Here is a 17,281-nt window from a genome sequence, read left to right on the forward strand (position 1 = left end):
AAAACCGGGCTTAACCCCGGTTTTTTTATCCTTCTTTTTTCCCCTCGTAGAGATCGTATTTTAATAAGCGACAATCTATTGTTCCATTCCAGAATTCAATTCTTCGACTTGCCCGAAGACCTACTTTTTTGGCAAGGCTAAGATTCCCCGTAAAAATGTAGCCTCTGTAACCCGCACACTTTTGTTTTAGAAAATCACCGATTCGGCTGTAGGTTTCTGCCAACTCTTCCTCTTCTCCCAATCGCTCTCCATATTCTGGGTTGAACATGATCACACCTTTGGGCTTTTCGGGGATTTCCGTCTCTGCAAAATCACATACCTGAAAATCAATCAGATGCTCGACCTCGGCCGTTGCGGCATTTTCCTTTGCAAAAGAAATAGCCTGCAGCGAAATGTCCGAAGCTATGATTTTCACTCCTAGATTGTCTATGACCTTATCTCGGAGCTTTTTCATCTTTGCTTGATAAGCTTCCTCAGGATACCCTAAAATACTCATGAAAGCATAATGATCCCGGTAAAGCCCCGGAAAGCGCTTGCATGCCATCAAGGCCGCTTCAATGGCCAAAGTACCTGAGCCGCACATGGGATTGATGAATGGTACGCGTGTATTCCATTCGGTAGCCATGATTGTCGCTGCGGCTAGATCTTCCATCATTGGAGCTTTTCCGGGAATCTTCCTGTAGCCATGTTTGGCAAGGGTATCTCCTGTCGTATTGAGATAAATTTGCGCCTGTGTCCCTTTCCAGTACACTTGAATGACTAAACCTGAAAACTCTGAACCCGAGTCAGGTCTCCTTCCAAATTTCTCCCGAAAACGATCTACAATTGCATCTTTTACTTTGACATTGACAATTAATGGGGTGGTAACTGTGTCATTTTCTACCACCGAATTGACCGAAAAATAGCCATCTACGTCTAGATAATCTTCCCAAGGCAAGGCCTTGATTCTCCGGTAGATATCAGAAGCCTGATGTAGGTAAATACTCCGAATCTCAAACAGTACATGAGAAGCAGTACGGAGATGAAGGTTCAAATCCATGCAATCCTCCAGAGAGGCTTTGAGCTCCACTCCAGTTCGGTGCACTTTCTCAGGAAAAAATCCTAACTCACGGATTTCCTTTTCCAAATAGTCAACGGACCGATCCTTACATGTGACAAAAACCGTCCGCCTTTCATTAAAATCTAGCATGCACAAAAGTAGATAATTTGAAATAGAATGCTTCAGAGAGATTTTCCGGGAGTAAAATATCTTTCAAAAATTCGCAATCGATTGCGTAACTTGAGTACTTGTTCATTTGTGCACAAGCCCTGAATTCTTCAATTTAGAATATCAAAAATCACCAAAACACATGATACGAATACGATCAATGTTCACTGTCATCCTTGTTCAGTTCTTACTTTTTTCCTGTGCAAAGCAAGAAGAATCAGCAGATGATGGCTGGAGAGAACTTTTCAATGGACAAGACCTCTCAGGCTGGAAAGCTGTCGCGGGTACCGCTGAATTTTCTGTGGAGAATGGAGAAATAATAGGTACCGCAGTGGAAGGGTCTCCAAATACTTTTCTGATCACCGAGGAGACATTTGGAGATTTCATTTTAGAGTTAGAATTGAAAGTGGAGCATGTTTCTTCCAATTCAGGGATCATGGCTCGAGGACAATTTGATCCTGAGGCTAGAGAAGGAAAGGGGCTGGTATTTGGATACCAAATCGAAGCAGATCCCACCGAAAGAGCTTGGTCAGCGGGAGTTTATGATGAAGCAAGAAGAGGCTGGCTTTACCCTTTGGATCTAAATCCCTCAGCAAAATCTGCATTCAAACTTGGAGAGTACAACAAATACCGAATAGAAGTCATTGGCGATGAAATCAAAACCTGGCTCAATGGACAAGAAGTAGCTTATGTCGTCGATGACACTGATTCAAGGGGCTTTGTCGGCCTGCAGGTACACAGCATCCGAAACCCTGAAGACGCGGGTCGAAAAACATATTTCAGAAACGTTCAGATCAAAACGGAAAACCTTGATCCTAAGCCTTTTGATACAGACATTTTTGTGGTGAACAACCGTAAAAACCAATTGACTGATTATGAGATTGCTCAAGGTTGGAGGCTTCTCTTCAATGGACAAAATTCTGAAGGATGGGTTGGTGCTTACAAAGATTCTTTTCCTGATTTTGGCTGGTCTGTTTCGGATGGAGTCTTGACAATTGCAGCATCTGATGGTGGGGAATCTACCAATGCCGGCGATATTGTAACCGAAGAGAAATTCACCACTTTTGATTTGGGCTTTGAGTTCAAACTCACCGAAGGTGCCAATAGTGGTGTGAAATATTTCGTCACACTCTCTGAAAACAACTCCGGCTCAGCAATCGGTCTGGAATACCAAATCTTGGATGATGAAAAACATCCTGATGCGAAAATGGGAAGAGATGGCAATCGGACTTTAGCTTCCCTTTATGATTTGATCAAAGCTGACAAGCAAAGTCGCTTTGTCAAACCAATTGGGGAATGGAATAAAGGTAGAATCGTAGTACACCCGGATAATCGAGTAGAACACTTCCTAAATGGAGTCAAGGTAGTAGAATACAACCGAGGTTCTCAAGAATATCGGGATCTAGTCGCTATTTCCAAATATAAAGTTTGGGAAAACTTCGGAGAAGCTACCGAGGGACATATCCTCCTTCAGGACCACGGCGACGAAGTGAGCTTTAAAAACATCAAAATCAAGACCTTAAATTAACCCAGTTAAATTATGAGTAAGCAATCCAGAAGATCTTTCATCAAAAAAAGTACAGCAGCAAGCCTTGGTATTTCAGCATTGGGAGCTGTAGGCTTTTCAGCAAAATCATACGGAAGAATACTAGGTGCCAATGACAGATTGAATGTTGCTATAGCTGGTCTTGGCAGAAGATTAGGGGCTTTTTATGAACCTATCTCTTTGAAATCATCTAATGTCAATCTTCTCTATCTCTGTGACGTGATGGATAGCCAACTCACAAGAGCTGCTGAAAACTTCTCCAAGCGGATTGACTATCAACCCAAGCAGGAAAAAAGTATCTTAAAAGTATTGGAAGACAAGGATTTAGACGTCTTGATTAATGCTACTCCGGATCATTGGCACGCACCGGGAACCTGGATTGCTCTGGAGCATGGAAAGCATGTCTATGTTGAAAAGCCCTGTTCTCACAATCCTAGAGAAGGAGAGCTTTTGATCGCTTTGCAGAAAAAATATGGCAAGGTGGTTCAAATGGGGAATCAACAAAGATCCGCACCCGAAAGTCGTGAGATCATTCAGGCCATTCATGATGGAGCTATCGGAAAGGCCTACAAGGCAGTAGCTTTTTACAGCAATGCCCGGGGTGAGGTAATCAATCCCTCTCCAGCTCCCGTTCCCGAAGGACTGGACTGGGAATTGTTCCAAGGGCCAGCACCCAGAAAGCCTTATACCCATGATACCTGGAACTACAACTGGCACTGGTATGGATGGGACTATGGCACGGCAGAGACTGGTAATAATGCCACTCATGAATTGGATGTGGCGAGATGGGCATTGCAGGTTAATTATCCTGAGAAAGTAATGGTCGACGCCGCCAAGCTACACTTCCCAAATGATGGCTGGACCATGTACGATACAATGGAGGCTACTTTCAAGTTTTCAAATAATTCCACAATCGTATGGGACGGAAAAAGCAGAAACGGATACAATACCTATGGCTCGGACAGAGGTACGATTATTTATGGCTCAGAAGGTAGCGTTTTTGTCAATCGAGGAGGCTACAAACACTACGATAGAAGCGGCAAACTGATAAAAGATAGTTCTTCTGCTAGTAATGAATCTGGCACTGCACTTGGAGGTGGAGGTGATATGAGTACAAGGCATGTGGTCAATTTCTTCAATGCCGTGCGCGGTACAGAAACCCAAAACTCCAATATCGAAGAAGGAGCTGTCAGTACTCTATTATGTCACTTGGCTAATATTTCCTATCGAACCGGCGAGACACTGGAATGTGATACAAATTCTGGCCGCATCAAAAACTCCAAAAAAGCGATGGAGCTCTGGTCTCGAGAATATGAAAAAGGATGGGAGCCTCCTAAGGTTTAATTTCATTCTTACATGGCTAGACAAGTCATTTTTTAATCACAAATAATTCCTCGGATTTAAAGTCTATCTAGGCAATGGCAGCATAGCTAATGCACTTAGATAGACTTTTTAGTTTTTAAATACAATAAACTGAATATCAAATACTTCAATTCGAAATCGATTCCGTAAGATGCATTTTCAAGCTATTGATTTTAGCTTGAATTGGGGGTATATTAAAATTCTTTAGTTAGTAACTCTAACAGAATATCTATCTATCAATTTACTATAACCCAAAACAGTATGCATGTTAAAATTTACAGTCCCTACTTGATGGTGCTGTTACTGCTTTTTTCAGTAACTGTCAGCTTGGCTCAAGAAAGCCAAGTGAACGGCACCGTAGTCGACGAAACAGGCACTCCCATACCGGGAGTTTCGGTTTTGCTTCAAGGTACAACCCGTGGCACAACGACGGACCTTGATGGAAAATACACCATAGAAGCTCCTTCCTCAGGAGTGTTGATTTTCTCTTTCATTGGTTATACTCCAGTAGAAGAAACCGTTGGAAATAGAAGTATCATAGATGTCAGACTCGAGCCTGACCTTTCAGACTTGGAGGAAGTCGTGGTCGTGGGATATGGTACTCAGAAAAAAAGTCAGCTGACTGGTGCAATCTCTTCTGTAGGAAATAAGGAAATCCAAGAATTACCTATCACAGACGCACGTCAAGCCCTTCAAGGTCGTGCTGCCGGGGTCGATGTGACTCAGGCAGGATCCAAGCCAGGTACTGCACCTCAAGTACGGATTCGGGGAAGGCGATCCTTTAATGCATCCAATGAACCACTTTATGTAATTGATGGAATTCCTACAGTGGGTGGACTGGAAGATATCAACCCCCAAGATATTACATCAATGGAGGTTTTGAAAGATGCATCTGCTACCGCCATCTACGGTTCTCGAGGCGCAAATGGGGTAGTTTTGATCACAACCAAAAGAGGCAGCACCGGGAAAACTGTGGTATCGGTTGACTCCTATTATGGAATCAGTGAGGAACTGGGCCGAATTGAAGTGTTTGATGGGCCCGGTTTTGCAGAATATAAGCGAGAATCTAGAAGAGCTACAGGAAACTATCCAGACGGACCAGCAACACCTGATGCAGATGCTACGCTATTTGAACCAGTGGAACTTGAAAGCATAGCCTTAGGCAGAAGCACGGACTACATCGCAGGTTTGATGCGAACAGGAAGTATTCAAAGTCATCAAGTAAGTGTCAGTGGAGGAAATCAAAAGACAAGCTTCTTCGTCTCCGGAAACTATTTTAGAGATGTGGGAGTGATCAAAAATCAGGACTTTACCAGAGGTACTTTTAGAATAAATCTAGATCATCAAATCAATGATAAGCTAAGAATAGGCACCTCTACCCTAGTAACATACAGTAAACGAAATGGCGAAAACTTCAATCCATTAGGAGGTGCATTACAAGAAAATCCACTGGGTAAGCCCTTTGAGGATGATGGCACACTTATATTTCTTCCCACCTCAGATGGATTGCGGACTAATCCATTTGCAGAAATCGTTCCCGGTGCTCAAATCGATGAAACCTTTAGAACACGAATTTTCTCCAGTATTTATTTAAACTGGGAAATCACCAAAGGCCTTACCTATCGATTCAATTTTGGTCCAGATTACACAGTCAGACGTTCGGGAAGATTCACCGGATCACAGACCAATGCCAGACGGGGTGGAGATGCTACAGCCAGTGTCAGTGATCGATTTAACCTCAATTATACCCTTGAAAATATCCTGACCTACAACAAAAAGTTTGGCACAGATCACAATCTGAATGTCACCTTACTCCAATCGTTTCAGCAGGATCGCTTTGAGCGAAGTGATATTGGTGTGCTTGGAATCCCAGCTCCATCTCAGCTATACCACCGCCTCGGAGATGCTTCTCAGATCACTAGTGCGAACACTGAACTCATAGAATGGGCTCTTCTCTCATACATGGGAAGAGTAAACTATGACTATAAAGGAAAATACCTTCTGACCGCTACCCTGAGAGCTGATGGAAGTTCTCGATTTGGCGAGAATAACCGATTTGGATACTTTCCTTCTATGGCCATAGGCTGGAATATGCATGAGGAGGGTTTTATTAAAAATTCATCTTGGATAGATCAGTTGAAGTTCAGAGTAAGTTATGGTTCTATAGGAAACCAAGCGATTGTACCTTATCAAACGCAAGCATTACTCGGTAGAACTTCCTATGCTTGGGCAGGTGGGGGTTCGGCTGCATTTGGTTACCGTCCCAATACCATCGGAAACCCAGATCTTCGATGGGAAACTTCCACAACATTTAATAGCGGAATTGATTTCGCAATTTTCAAGAATAGGATCTTTGGTGCAATTGAATATTATGTCACCAATACCTCTGACCTCTTGGCTCCGCAGCCACTACCTAATTCAACGGGATTTGGAGGTTTTATCACCAACATTGGAAAAACTCAAAACCGAGGGATAGAGCTAAGTCTATCTACGCTCAATATTGAGAAAGGAGATTTCTCTTGGTCTACAGACTTGATTTTCACACGAAACAGAGAAGAAATCCTTGAGCTTCCAAATGGTGACGATATTGCTGCGGGAAGATTCATTGGCAGACCGCTTACTGTATTTTATGATTTGCGAAAAGTAGGAATCTGGCAATTGGATGAAGCCGATTTGGCAAACTCCTTTGGAGATCGTCCAGGAGAAATCAAGATTGAAGATTTCAATGGAGATGGAAGAATCAATGCCAATGACCGTCAATTCTTAGGCTCGGCCGTTCCTGATTTCTCTATGGGGATGACTAACCGCTTCACCTTTAAGGACTTTGATTTCTCCTTCTTTATCTTCGGAAGATTTGGCTCTCTCATTCGCTCAGCCTTCCATGATAATTTCAATACTCTCTTTGGCAGATACAACAACTTGGCTGTAGATTATTGGACACCAACCAATCCAACCAATCTCTACCCAAGACCCAATCAAAACCAAGAACGACCAAAGTACAACACTTCCATGTCTTACTTTGACGGTACATTCATCAAAGTTAGAAATATCAACTTTGGCTACACTTTGAACGAAGGCGCATTGAAGAAGATTGGATTCAACAGTCTTCGAATCTTCTCCAGTATTCAGAATCCATTCATTTTCTCAGAATACCGAAGCGTGCATAAGGGAATTGACCCTGAGACCTTTATCGATGGTGAACAAGGTGTCGAAGGTGGTGTGGTGAATGCCAATATCGCGCCTCCTGTAGTTCAGTTTACATTCGGTATCAACGCCAAGTTTTAATCAACAATGAAGAATATTATGGAAACTTTGAACATAAAAAATATATTAAAAAGGACTGCTTCATATAGTCTGATCAGTGCTTCCCTGCTTTTGGCGAGTTCTTGCGAAAATGCTTTGCAGGAAGATGTTATATCTCAAATAGGAACTGAATATCTAAACACTCCAAAAGGAATAGAAGATGCTGTGAACGCAGCCTACAGTACGATGAGAGTATGGTACGGCACCGAGAGAGGGAATAATTTGACTGAATTTGGTACAGATATCTATACCAACGGAGCTGATGGTGCTTGGAAATTTATGAACACCTACACTAATCAATTCGATACACAAAACGGTCATGTCCGGGAATTGTGGGATGAGCTTTACAGGGGAATCAATACTGCCAATTCGGTAATTGACCGTGCTCCTGAAGTGAGTGGACTGAATGAGGGGGTCCGTAGCCAGCGAATCGCCGAGGCTAAATTTATCCGAGCACATCATTACTTCCTTTTGGTTCAATTATTTGGTCCGGTAGAACTTCGAATGAACGAGACTACCATTCCTACCAATGAGGTAAGCAGAACCCCTGAATCGGAAATTTATGCAGCCATTATTCAAGATTTGGAAGAAGCTATTCCCAATCTGGAAGATAAAAGCGCCTCTAGTGATTATGGAAGAGCCACCAAATATGCAGCAGAGCACCTATTGGGAAGGGTATATGTGACCAAAGCCACCTCTTCTTCCGCGGCAGGAGACGATTATTCGAAAGCTGAAAATCTATTCAAAGACGTCATCAATAATTCTGGACTGAGACTTTTGGATGACTTTGCTGAAGTTCATGCTTTTGGAAATGAGATCAATGATGAAATCATTTGGTCTGTTCAGTATACTCGAAGCCCCTTGACAAACGGTGGAGGGAATAATGCTCACGTATTCTTCCTGATGGAATATGATACACAGCCAGGAATGATTCGCGATACAGAAAATGGCCGCCCATTTAAAAGATACCGTCCTACTGTATATGCCTTGGAAACTGTATTCCAAAACCGTGAAAATGACAGCCGGTACAAAAAATCCTTCAAGGATACCTACCTCTCTAACCGACCGGGAACTTACAATAGCACTTTTGATCAGACAAAAAGTAGTTTGACATTTGCTCAAGGTGATACGACCATGTTCCTCCCAGGATTTGAGATGTCTGAGGAAGAAATGGCAAAAAGACCTTATCAGGTATTGGTTCCTAGCCGCTATGACGAGAAACTCTTTCCAGCACTCACCAAGCATCTCGATCCAGGAAGAGTAGACCGTACGCAGTTTCAAGGGGGAAGAAATTATTTGGCGATGAGGCTTGCGGACACCTACCTCCTACTTGCTGAAGCGCAGTTCCGCCAAGGAAAAATTGCTGAAGCAACAGAGACCATCAATTTCGTCAGAAGAAGGGCTGCCTGGCCTGGGAGAGAAGCAGAAATGGAAATCACTCCGGACCAATTCACCTTTGAGTTTCTGATGGAGGAAAGAGCAAGAGAGCTTACAGGTGAACAAACTCGATGGTTGGATCTTAAAAGATGGGGCAACCTTGTCGAAAGAGTCCGACTCTTTAACCCACAAGGAGCTCCAAATATTCAGGACTTTCATGTGTTAAGACCAATTCCTCAAAACCAGATAGATCGGGCTCAAGGAGGGGAATCAGCCTTCCCACAAAACCCCGGGTACTAAGACCTAAAAAAGAAAAACCGCAATCAAGAGTTTGATTGCGGTTTTTTTATTTATCAATCTTCAACTTATCTAACCATCGTCGACTCACGAATCTGAATTTGGCTAGGGATGACAATGATCTGATCTAAAAAATCAGGTTGTCTCGGACGGGTCAGTTTCTTAATCAAAAGCTTGGCACATTCCTGACCGATTGTCTCTGCAGGCTGGGTGATAGTGGTCAGAGATGGATTTAAAATTCCAGCGATACTCATATTTGAAAATGTAATGATTTTCAGGTCATAAGGGATTTTCAAATTGGTTTTTCTGACTGCCTGATAGGTGGAGATAGCCAATTTTTCAACAGAGGAGATAATTCCATCAGGGCGGTTCTCAGATTGCAATAATTTTAATATCAACTCAGTATTATCTTCATCACTGTGCTTGCAATAAAGGCTGAAAGTCGGTTCTGGAGTAAGGTTAGCCATTTTCAAGGCATCGGAATACCCCCTGTAGCGCTCTTTTGTAATTGAAAGATCTTTGGATAATGTCAGAAAGGCTATTTTTTTACAGCCCTGCTGGATTAAATGATTGGTGCCTTTATAGGCGCTTTCATAGTCATTCGTGATGAATTTAGTAGTAGGTATTTCCCCACATATTCGATCAAAGAAGACCAAAGGCAGCCCCCGTTCGTGGATCTTGCGAAGATGCGAGGTATCACTTGTCTGACTCGTCACAGACATGACTATTGCGTCAGCCCGGCCATTTTGTAATAGTGAAAGGATTTTCTTTTCTTTTTCCACATCTTCGTGCGTGTTGTACACCAAGAGATGATATCCATGCTCTTGCGCAATCTCTTCAATACCATCAATTACCTTAGCAAAAAAGTTATTGATTCGCTCAGGAATCACCACGGCAATGGTTCGGCTCTTATTTGCGCGTAAACTTCTGGCAAAAGGGTTAGGCTGATAATTCAACTTCTCGGCCATGCTGATAACCTTTTGCTTGGTAGCCTCAGAGATTTCATAGCTGTCATTCAGCGCACGCGATACGGTCGAAGGCGCAAGATTCAGAGCTGCAGCAAGCTCTTTGATGCTAATTCCGGAATTCATGGTCTAGGTATTTTGGGTTGATCTAAATTTAGAAATTCTTAAGTGAACTTCTCTTCAGATCCCTCCCAAAATACGAAAACGTTTGCGTAGTTTGATTATCAAAAGCGCCTTTAACCCAATAAATTAGAATCATCTTTTATTTAGAATTTAATATGAGCCAGGCATTCACTATCGACAAGTTCATCAATGAACATTTTCTTCTCCACAATGAATTTGCCCAACGACTATATCATCAATTTGCTGCTAATCAGCCAATCATAGATTATCACAATCACCTTCCCCCCGCTGAAATCCAAGCCAATCGGCAATTTGAAAACCTGAGTCAAATCTGGCTTGCCGGAGATCACTATAAATGGCGTGCCATGCGTACGCTCGGCATTAATGAAAATTATATCACTGGAAATGCCTCGGATTGGGAAAAATTTGAAAAATGGGCTTTCACAGTACCTTACACAGCCAGGAATCCATTGTATCATTGGACTCATCTGGAATTGCAACGCTACTTCGGAGTGGAGGAATTATTATCACAAGAGAATGCAAAATCAGTTTATGAGACTTGTAATGAGCAACTTGCTCAACCTGGATTTTCAACCCAAGGACTGCTATCCAAGATGAATGTAGAGGTGATTTGTACGACCGATGACCCTACGGACACCCTAGAATACCACAGACAGTTTTCACTGTCCGATTCTTCCCTTCAGATGTATCCAGCTTTCAGGCCTGACAAAGCCTATTCTGTAGAAAATCCTTCAATTTACAATACTTACCTTGAGAAGCTGGAGAAGCAATCGGGATTAAAAATTCAGTCCTACGAAGACCTTCTAGTTGCACTTCAAAACAGAATTGACTTTTTCCACGCAAATGGATGTCGGCTTTCTGACCATGGACTGGAACAATTGGTCTTCTTTCCCACAGAAAGATTTAACATTGAAAAGCTGTTTCAAAGCATTCGTTCAGGTCAAAGCATTCAGGCCGAAGAAATCCAATATTTCAAATTCAAAACGCTTCAGGCTCTTTGTAAAATGTATCATTCAAAAGGCTGGGTACAGCAGTTTCATCTTGGAGCTTTAAGAAATACGAACACCCGTCAATTAAGTACGCTAGGGCCCGATACTGGCTTTGATTCGATTGGGGATTTTGAGCAGGCAAAAACTCTGGCAGGATTCTTAAATTCCCTTGACGAGACAGACCAACTCTCGAAAACCATCCTTTATAATCTCAATCCAAGAGACAATGAAGTCTTTGCTACCATGACGGGAAATTTCAACGATGGAAAGATCAAAGGCAAATTGCAATTTGGCTCCGGTTGGTGGTATCTAGATCAGATTGACGGGATGGAAAAACAACTGAATACGCTTTCGAACATGAGTCTCCTCTCCTGCTTTATCGGTATGCTGACGGATTCTAGAAGTTTTCTCTCTTTTCCCAGACATGAATATTTCAGGAGAATTCTGTGTAACCTCATCGGAACTGATGTAGAAAAAGGTCTTCTTCCGGCAGATGAAGCTTGGTTGGGAAAAATTGTAGCGGATATCAGCTATCACAATGCTAAAAATTACTTTGATTTTTCACCGGATAATTTTCAAGTTTAGGTATGACAAAAAACCTATTTGACCTAGCAGGAAAGAAAATCGCCTTTTCGGGAGCTACTGGAGTCCTGGGAAAAAGCATGAGCCTCCACCTAGCAAACCAAGGCGCCGAAGTCTTGATCTTGGGAAGAAATCCTGAAAAAACAGAAGCACTCGTCAAGGAAATCGAAAATAACGGAGGGAAAGCAGAGGCCTACACCTGTGATGTCATGGATTGGGAAAGTGTAGAAAGTGCTGCGAAAGAAATTGAGAGTGACCATGACTCATTGGATATTCTCATCAATGCCGCTGGAGGAAATATGCCTGGAGCAGTGGTAACACCAGAACAGAACTTCTTAGACCTAGACCTTCCTTCCCTTCGGAAGGTAATGGATCTCAACTACTTGGGAACAGTACTCCCTATCAAAGCACTCCTTCCATTAATGCTCAAAAATAACAGAGGCAACATATTGAATATCAGCTCCATGGCAGCCTCTCGCCCAATGACCCGTGTCATGGGCTATGCTTCAGCAAAGGCTGCAATTGACAACTTGACCAAATGGCTATCAGTGGAATTAGCGACTAAGCATGGCCCCCAGTTTCGGGTAAATGCCATAGCACCGGGTTTTTTCCTGACAGAACAAAACCGCACGCTTCTGACTGAAAAGGATGGGTCTTTGACTAGCCGGGGCAATCAAATTATCACTCACACTCCAATGAGTCGGTTTGGTGAACCGGATGATTTGTTAGGCACCTTGCAATGGCTTTGTTCGGAGGCATCTGCATTTGTGACGGGCACCATTGTACCAGTTGATGGTGGATTTAGTGCTTACTCGGGAGTGTAAATTCAATCTTAAACCCAAAACAATCAAACTATGATTCCTAGAATGGAACAAACCATGCGATGGTATGGTCCGAATGACCCTGTAAGCCTTCGCGATATTAGACAGGCCGGAGCAACTGGCATAGTCACGGCTCTCCATCACATTCCAAACGGAGAAGTTTGGTCGATTGAGGAAATCAAGAAGCGAAAAAGAATCATTGAGGATGCAGGCATGACTTGGTCAGTAGTCGAATCCGTGCCTGTGCATGAACGGATTAAAACCCGAACTGAAAATTATCTCCAATTGATCGAGAATTACCAACAGACGCTGCGAAATTTGGCATCAGAGGGGATTTACACGGTTTGCTACAACTTCATGCCCATTTTGGACTGGACTCGCACGGAGCTTTACAAAGAGCTTCCAAATGGCGCCAAGGCTTTATACTATGAAAAAAAGGCAGTTCAAGCATTTGATCTTTTTATCCTAGAGCGGAAGGAAGCCTTCAATGAATATTCAGCAGCGGAAATTGAAGAGCTCAAGCTATATTATCAATCCCTTCCCCCGGAAAAGCATCAGCTTATCATTGATAATATTCTAAAAGGTCTGCCAGGTTCAGAGATTGGCTATACCTTGGATGAATTTAGAGACATGCTGAAGACCTATGATGGAATTGATGAGAAAAAACTTCAGGAGCATTTACGATTGTTTTTGGACGCAATTGTCCCTGTAGCAGAGGAAGTGGGAATATACCTGACGATTCATCCCGATGACCCTCCATTCAGCCTATATGGACTCCCACGGATAGTTTCCACAGCCGCTGATGCCCGTAGAATTGTTCAAGATAACCCAAGTCCTCATAATGGCTTTTGTTTTTGCACGGGTAGCTATGGTGTGCAACCTGACAATGATTTGATTGCGATGATCCGTGAATTTGGCGATCATATCAATTTTATTCATTTGCGAAGTACCAAACGCGATGCAGAGGGAAACTTCATGGAAGACAATCATCTCACCGGGGATGTGCCCATGGCCGCAGTCGTAGACGAACTCCTACAAGTACAAGAAAAAAGACAAAAGAGAATCCCTATGCGACCGGATCACGGTCATAAGATGCTTGATGATTTGGAAAAAAAGACCAATCCAGGCTATTCTGCAATTGGAAGATTGAAAGGTTTGGCTGAAATTAGGGGATTAGAGGAAGCTCTGATTTACCAAAAAAGCAAATGACTGAAAAAGAAAAAATGATCGCCGGCCAACTCTACCAAGCCGGCGATCCTGTTTTAGAGGCGGAAAGACTACATGCACGAAAACTTTTAAAAGAATTCAACGATTCAGACCCTGAGAATAAGGACAAGCGCCAAAAGCTACTTGAAAATCTGCTTGGCGAGATTGGGGAAGGACTTTGGATTGAGCCTCCATTTTTTTGCGATTATGGGTATAATATAAAAGTTGGAAATCAGGTCTTTTTCAATTTCAATTGTGTGATCCTAGACGTGGTTCCCGTAGTCTTCGGAGATCGTGTCCTCGTAGGTCCCAATGTTCAATTTTACCCGGCTACCCATCCTTTGGATGCCAAAACCAGAGGCGAACTTTGGGAATATGGAACAGAAATCCATGTCGGTTCGGATGTCTGGATTGGAGGAGGGAGTATCATTTGCCCCGGAGTAAAAATTGGTGATCGTGCGGTAGTCGCTGCAGGAGCCGTAGTGACCAAGGATGTGGCCGCTGATACCCTCGTAGGAGGAAATCCAGCAAGAATCATCAAGGAATTAAAACAAGAATAGAACATGTCAGATTTTTACTCAAAAAAAGACCTAAACTTTCAGCTTTTTGATCACTTGCAGGTAGAGAACCTAAGCCAACTAGCCTACTTCCAAGACCACAGCAAGGAGACTTTTGAAATGATTCTGGATGCCGCTGACCAAATCGCCTTCAAATCACTTCGGCCATTACTGACGGAGATGGATCGTCAAGAGCCACAGCTTGAAAATGGATCCATCAAAATACACCCCGGAATGAGACCGATCTTGAAACAATTTGGTCAAGATGGGTGGATCAATGCGACTTTCAGCTATGAAGAAGGTGGACAGCAACTTCCTTGGACCCTTCATCTGGCCGCTGGCTATATTTTGCAGGCAGCGAACTATTCCGCTTCTGTTTTCCCATTTTTGACCACAGGAGCGGCCAATTTGATTCGCACTTTTGGATCAAGTGCTTTAGTCGAACGCTTCACCCCAAAGATGTACGCCGGAGATTGGCAAGGAACTATGGCCTTAACAGAGCCTGATGCAGGAAGTTCGCTTTCTGATATTTCCACTACCGCCTATCCTACCGAGAACCCAGGAGAGTATCGGATTAAAGGTCAGAAAATTTACATTTCCTGCGGTGATCATGACGCCTGCCAAAACATCATTCATCTAATGCTAGCGAGAGTAGAAGGTGCTCCTGCCGGCACTAAAGGGATTTCTTTGTTTGTGGTACCCAAGTTCATTCCCGAAACAGGTGAATCAAATGATGTGCTCACCGAAGGTCTTTACCACAAAATGGGCTACAAAGGGGCACCGATTGCCCATCTTATGATCGGGTCCAATGAAAAGACAATCGGTTATTTGGTTGGGGAGGAAAATATGGGACTCAAGTATATGTTCCAAATGATGAATGAGGCAAGAATAGGCGTTGGGATGAACGCAGTGGCAATTGCTCAAGCTGCTTATCAAGCTTCTTTGGCCTATGCAAAGGAGCGTCCTCAAGGAAGAAAAATCACAGAAAAAGATCTCTCCAAACCTCAAGTTCCGATCATTGAGCATGCCGACGTGAAGCGGATGCTTTTATTCCAAAAGAGCATTTCGGAAGGTTCTTTGGCACTCTTGCTATATGCATCTAGAATGATGGACGAAACGATCCACGAACCTATTCCACATCGAAAAAAGGAAAAGCATTTGCTCTTAGAATTGCTTACGCCTATCGCAAAAAGCTACCCCTCCGAAATGGGAGTTTTAAGTACTTCGGCAGCAGTGCAGGTACTTGGAGGAGCAGGGTATACACAAGACTTTCCGGTGGAACAATATTACCGGGAGGCACGAATCCACCCCATTCATGAGGGGACGACAGGTATTCATGGATTGGATCTTTTGGGAAGAAAAATTTTCCTTGAAAATGGCTTAGGTTGGAAAATGCTGTACCAGGCCATCGAAAAAGACATCAAATCCTACCAAGGCCCTGAAGATATCTTGTTACTCTTTGATCAGTCTTGGAAAAAATCACAGGATACTGCTGGGACAATACTGCAAAAAGCCCAGGAAGGACCAGAGATTTTTCTGGCAGATGCAAGTCTCTTTTTGGAGCTTTGTGGAGTATTGTGTGTAGGATGGATGTGGCTGAGACAGACTCATGTCGCAAGTCAAATGATAGATAAAGAAAATGCTGATACTGCATTTCTAAATGGGAAAATAGAGACGGCTCGCTATTTCATGGAATATGAACTACCAAAAATCCATTCCATCGCCAAGCGGCTTCATTCCAGTGCATACCCTACCGTAAACATGCGTTCCTATTGGTTTTGATTGAATTTTGGATTTCTCTCATAGACTTTAGAAACAATTCTTTATTTTCACCCAAATTTTGAATATAAATGAAACGAGTTTTAGTAAGTGGTGGTGGAGGATTTCTCGGTAGCCACCTTTGTGAGCGTTTGCTCAAAGAAGGAAATGAGGTGTTGTGCGTCGACAATTTTTTCACCGGAAACAGAAGAAATATCCATCACCTCCTCGATGATAAAAATTTTGAACTTCTTAGACATGATGTCACTCACCCGCTCTATGTAGAGGTTGATGAAATTTACAATTTGGCATGTCCTGCTTCTCCAATTCATTATCAATTTGATCCGGTACAGACTACCAAAACATCTGTGATTGGAGCGATGAATATGCTTGGATTAGCAAAAAGATTGAAAATCAAAATCTTACAAGCTTCAACCTCTGAGGTTTACGGAGATCCAGAAGTTCACCCACAACCAGAGTCTTACAGAGGAAATGTTAACACGCTTGGACCACGAGCTTGCTACGATGAAGGAAAACGATGTGCGGAGACACTATTTTTTGACTATCACCGCCAGCATGGAGTCGATATCAAGGTCATGCGTATTTTCAATACCTACGGACCAAGAATGCATCCCAATGACGGACGAGTGGTCAGTAATTTCATCGTACAGGCATTGAAAGGTCAGGATATCACCATCTACGGAGATGGAAAGCAGACCCGCTCATTTTGCTATGTGGATGATAATATCGAAGGGATGTATCGTCTGATGAATTCGAGAGATGGATTCACAGGTCCTGTGAATATTGGAAACCCTGGAGAATTCACGATGCTAGAGTTGGCAAATTTGGTACTGGAACTTACAGAAAGCAAAAGTAAGCTAGTCTTCATGCCTCTTCCCCAAGATGATCCTATGCAACGAAAGCCGGTCATTGACCTAGCTAAAAAAGAATTGGGATGGGAACCAACCGTACCACTCAGAGAAGGACTCGTAAAAACCATTGATTATTTCAGACAGATCATTTGACACTTTCAAAATCCCGCTTTTATTGGCGGGATTTTTTTTTGATTTAGCGGCAAGATTTGATCCTAATCAGACAATCTTTATTTTTCAATATGACTATTCGTGATGTTGCACGTATGGGTAGACAGCCGCAATAATGAGTCTG

Annotated in this window: 12 protein-coding genes; 10 read left to right on the top strand and 2 right to left on the bottom strand. The window is 42.9% G+C overall.

Features of this window, described 5'->3' with window-relative positions; translation table 11 throughout:
- Window positions 1-25: 25 nt before the first annotated feature.
- Window positions 26-1,189: a THUMP domain-containing class I SAM-dependent RNA methyltransferase gene (locus OU792_RS03205; RefSeq protein WP_274669449.1), complete on the bottom strand. Its 1,164-nt coding sequence runs from the start codon at window positions 1,187-1,189 to the stop codon at window positions 26-28.
- A gap of 160 nt (window positions 1,190-1,349) precedes the next feature.
- Here OU792_RS03205 and OU792_RS03210 point away from each other — a divergent pair, with 160 nt between their 5' ends.
- From OU792_RS03210 to OU792_RS03225, 4 genes are all read left to right on the top strand, one after another.
- Window positions 1,350-2,735, top strand: a complete 1,386-nt coding sequence (locus tag OU792_RS03210) for a 3-keto-disaccharide hydrolase (protein WP_274669450.1) — start codon at window positions 1,350-1,352, stop codon at window positions 2,733-2,735.
- Between the two features lie 12 nt (window positions 2,736-2,747).
- Complete coding sequence (locus OU792_RS03215) at window positions 2,748-4,097, top strand: Gfo/Idh/MocA family protein (protein WP_274669451.1); 1,350 nt, start codon at window positions 2,748-2,750, stop codon at window positions 4,095-4,097.
- Between the two features lie 279 nt (window positions 4,098-4,376).
- The gene (locus tag OU792_RS03220; protein WP_134202010.1) at window positions 4,377-7,400 is read left to right on the top strand and encodes a SusC/RagA family TonB-linked outer membrane protein; all 3,024 of its coding nucleotides are present in this window, start codon (window positions 4,377-4,379) and stop codon (window positions 7,398-7,400) included.
- 18 nt (window positions 7,401-7,418) lie between these two features.
- Window positions 7,419-9,095: a RagB/SusD family nutrient uptake outer membrane protein gene (locus OU792_RS03225; RefSeq protein WP_274669457.1), complete on the top strand. Its 1,677-nt coding sequence runs from the start codon at window positions 7,419-7,421 to the stop codon at window positions 9,093-9,095.
- 65 nt (window positions 9,096-9,160) lie between these two features.
- On the opposite strand, the gene OU792_RS03230 is transcribed toward OU792_RS03225, so the two are convergent.
- Entirely contained in the window at window positions 9,161-10,183 is a 1,023-nt protein-coding gene (locus tag OU792_RS03230; RefSeq protein ID WP_134202008.1) for a LacI family DNA-binding transcriptional regulator, read from the bottom strand.
- A 152-nt stretch (window positions 10,184-10,335) separates the two neighbouring features.
- On the opposite strand from OU792_RS03230, the gene uxaC reads away from it, so the two are divergent.
- From uxaC to OU792_RS03260, 6 genes are all read left to right on the top strand, one after another.
- The gene (uxaC, locus tag OU792_RS03235; RefSeq protein ID WP_134202007.1) at window positions 10,336-11,775 is read left to right on the top strand and encodes a glucuronate isomerase; all 1,440 of its coding nucleotides are present in this window, start codon (window positions 10,336-10,338) and stop codon (window positions 11,773-11,775) included.
- Window positions 11,776-11,777: 2 nt separating this feature from the next.
- Window positions 11,778-12,596 (top strand): SDR family oxidoreductase, encoded by an 819-nt coding sequence (locus tag OU792_RS03240; protein WP_134202006.1) that lies wholly within the window; start codon window positions 11,778-11,780, stop codon window positions 12,594-12,596.
- A 30-nt stretch (window positions 12,597-12,626) separates the two neighbouring features.
- Window positions 12,627-13,802: a mannonate dehydratase gene (gene uxuA, locus OU792_RS03245; protein ID WP_274669452.1), complete on the top strand. Its 1,176-nt coding sequence runs from the start codon at window positions 12,627-12,629 to the stop codon at window positions 13,800-13,802.
- Entirely contained in the window at window positions 13,799-14,359 is a 561-nt protein-coding gene (locus tag OU792_RS03250; RefSeq protein ID WP_274669453.1) for a sugar O-acetyltransferase, read from the top strand. The genes uxuA and OU792_RS03250 overlap by 4 nt, the downstream gene beginning before the upstream one ends.
- A gap of 3 nt (window positions 14,360-14,362) precedes the next feature.
- The gene (locus OU792_RS03255) at window positions 14,363-16,138 is read left to right on the top strand and encodes an acyl-CoA dehydrogenase (RefSeq protein ID WP_274669454.1); all 1,776 of its coding nucleotides are present in this window, start codon (window positions 14,363-14,365) and stop codon (window positions 16,136-16,138) included.
- A 68-nt stretch (window positions 16,139-16,206) separates the two neighbouring features.
- Window positions 16,207-17,139, top strand: a complete 933-nt coding sequence (locus OU792_RS03260; RefSeq protein WP_134202002.1) for a UDP-glucuronic acid decarboxylase family protein — start codon at window positions 16,207-16,209, stop codon at window positions 17,137-17,139.
- The last annotated feature ends 142 nt before the right edge of the window (window positions 17,140-17,281 follow it).

This window comes from Algoriphagus sp. NF (assembly GCF_028823735.1).
In the GTDB taxonomy this organism is placed as follows: Bacteria; Bacteroidota; Bacteroidia; order Cytophagales; family Cyclobacteriaceae; genus Algoriphagus; species Algoriphagus marincola.

Excerpts from the sequence above, each read along its gene's own strand:
- OU792_RS03210 (WP_274669450.1), top strand. The coding sequence starts at position 1,350 with ATGATACGAATACGATCAATGTTCACTGTCATCCTTGTTCAGTTCTTA.
- OU792_RS03260 (WP_134202002.1), top strand. The coding sequence starts at position 16,207 with ATGAAACGAGTTTTAGTAAGTGGTGGTGGAGGATTTCTCGGTAGCCAC.
- OU792_RS03240 (WP_134202006.1), top strand. The coding sequence starts at position 11,778 with ATGACAAAAAACCTATTTGACCTAGCAGGAAAGAAAATCGCCTTTTCG.
- OU792_RS03225 (WP_274669457.1), top strand. The coding sequence starts at position 7,419 with ATGGAAACTTTGAACATAAAAAATATATTAAAAAGGACTGCTTCATAT.
- uxaC (WP_134202007.1), top strand. The coding sequence starts at position 10,336 with ATGAGCCAGGCATTCACTATCGACAAGTTCATCAATGAACATTTTCTT.
- uxuA (WP_274669452.1), top strand. The coding sequence starts at position 12,627 with ATGATTCCTAGAATGGAACAAACCATGCGATGGTATGGTCCGAATGAC.
- OU792_RS03215 (WP_274669451.1), top strand. The coding sequence starts at position 2,748 with ATGAGTAAGCAATCCAGAAGATCTTTCATCAAAAAAAGTACAGCAGCA.
- OU792_RS03205 (WP_274669449.1), bottom strand. The coding sequence starts at position 1,189 with ATGCTAGATTTTAATGAAAGGCGGACGGTTTTTGTCACATGTAAGGAT.
- OU792_RS03250 (WP_274669453.1), top strand. The coding sequence starts at position 13,799 with ATGACTGAAAAAGAAAAAATGATCGCCGGCCAACTCTACCAAGCCGGC.
- OU792_RS03220 (WP_134202010.1), top strand. The coding sequence starts at position 4,377 with ATGCATGTTAAAATTTACAGTCCCTACTTGATGGTGCTGTTACTGCTT.
- OU792_RS03230 (WP_134202008.1), bottom strand. The coding sequence starts at position 10,183 with ATGAATTCCGGAATTAGCATCAAAGAGCTTGCTGCAGCTCTGAATCTT.
- OU792_RS03255 (WP_274669454.1), top strand. The coding sequence starts at position 14,363 with ATGTCAGATTTTTACTCAAAAAAAGACCTAAACTTTCAGCTTTTTGAT.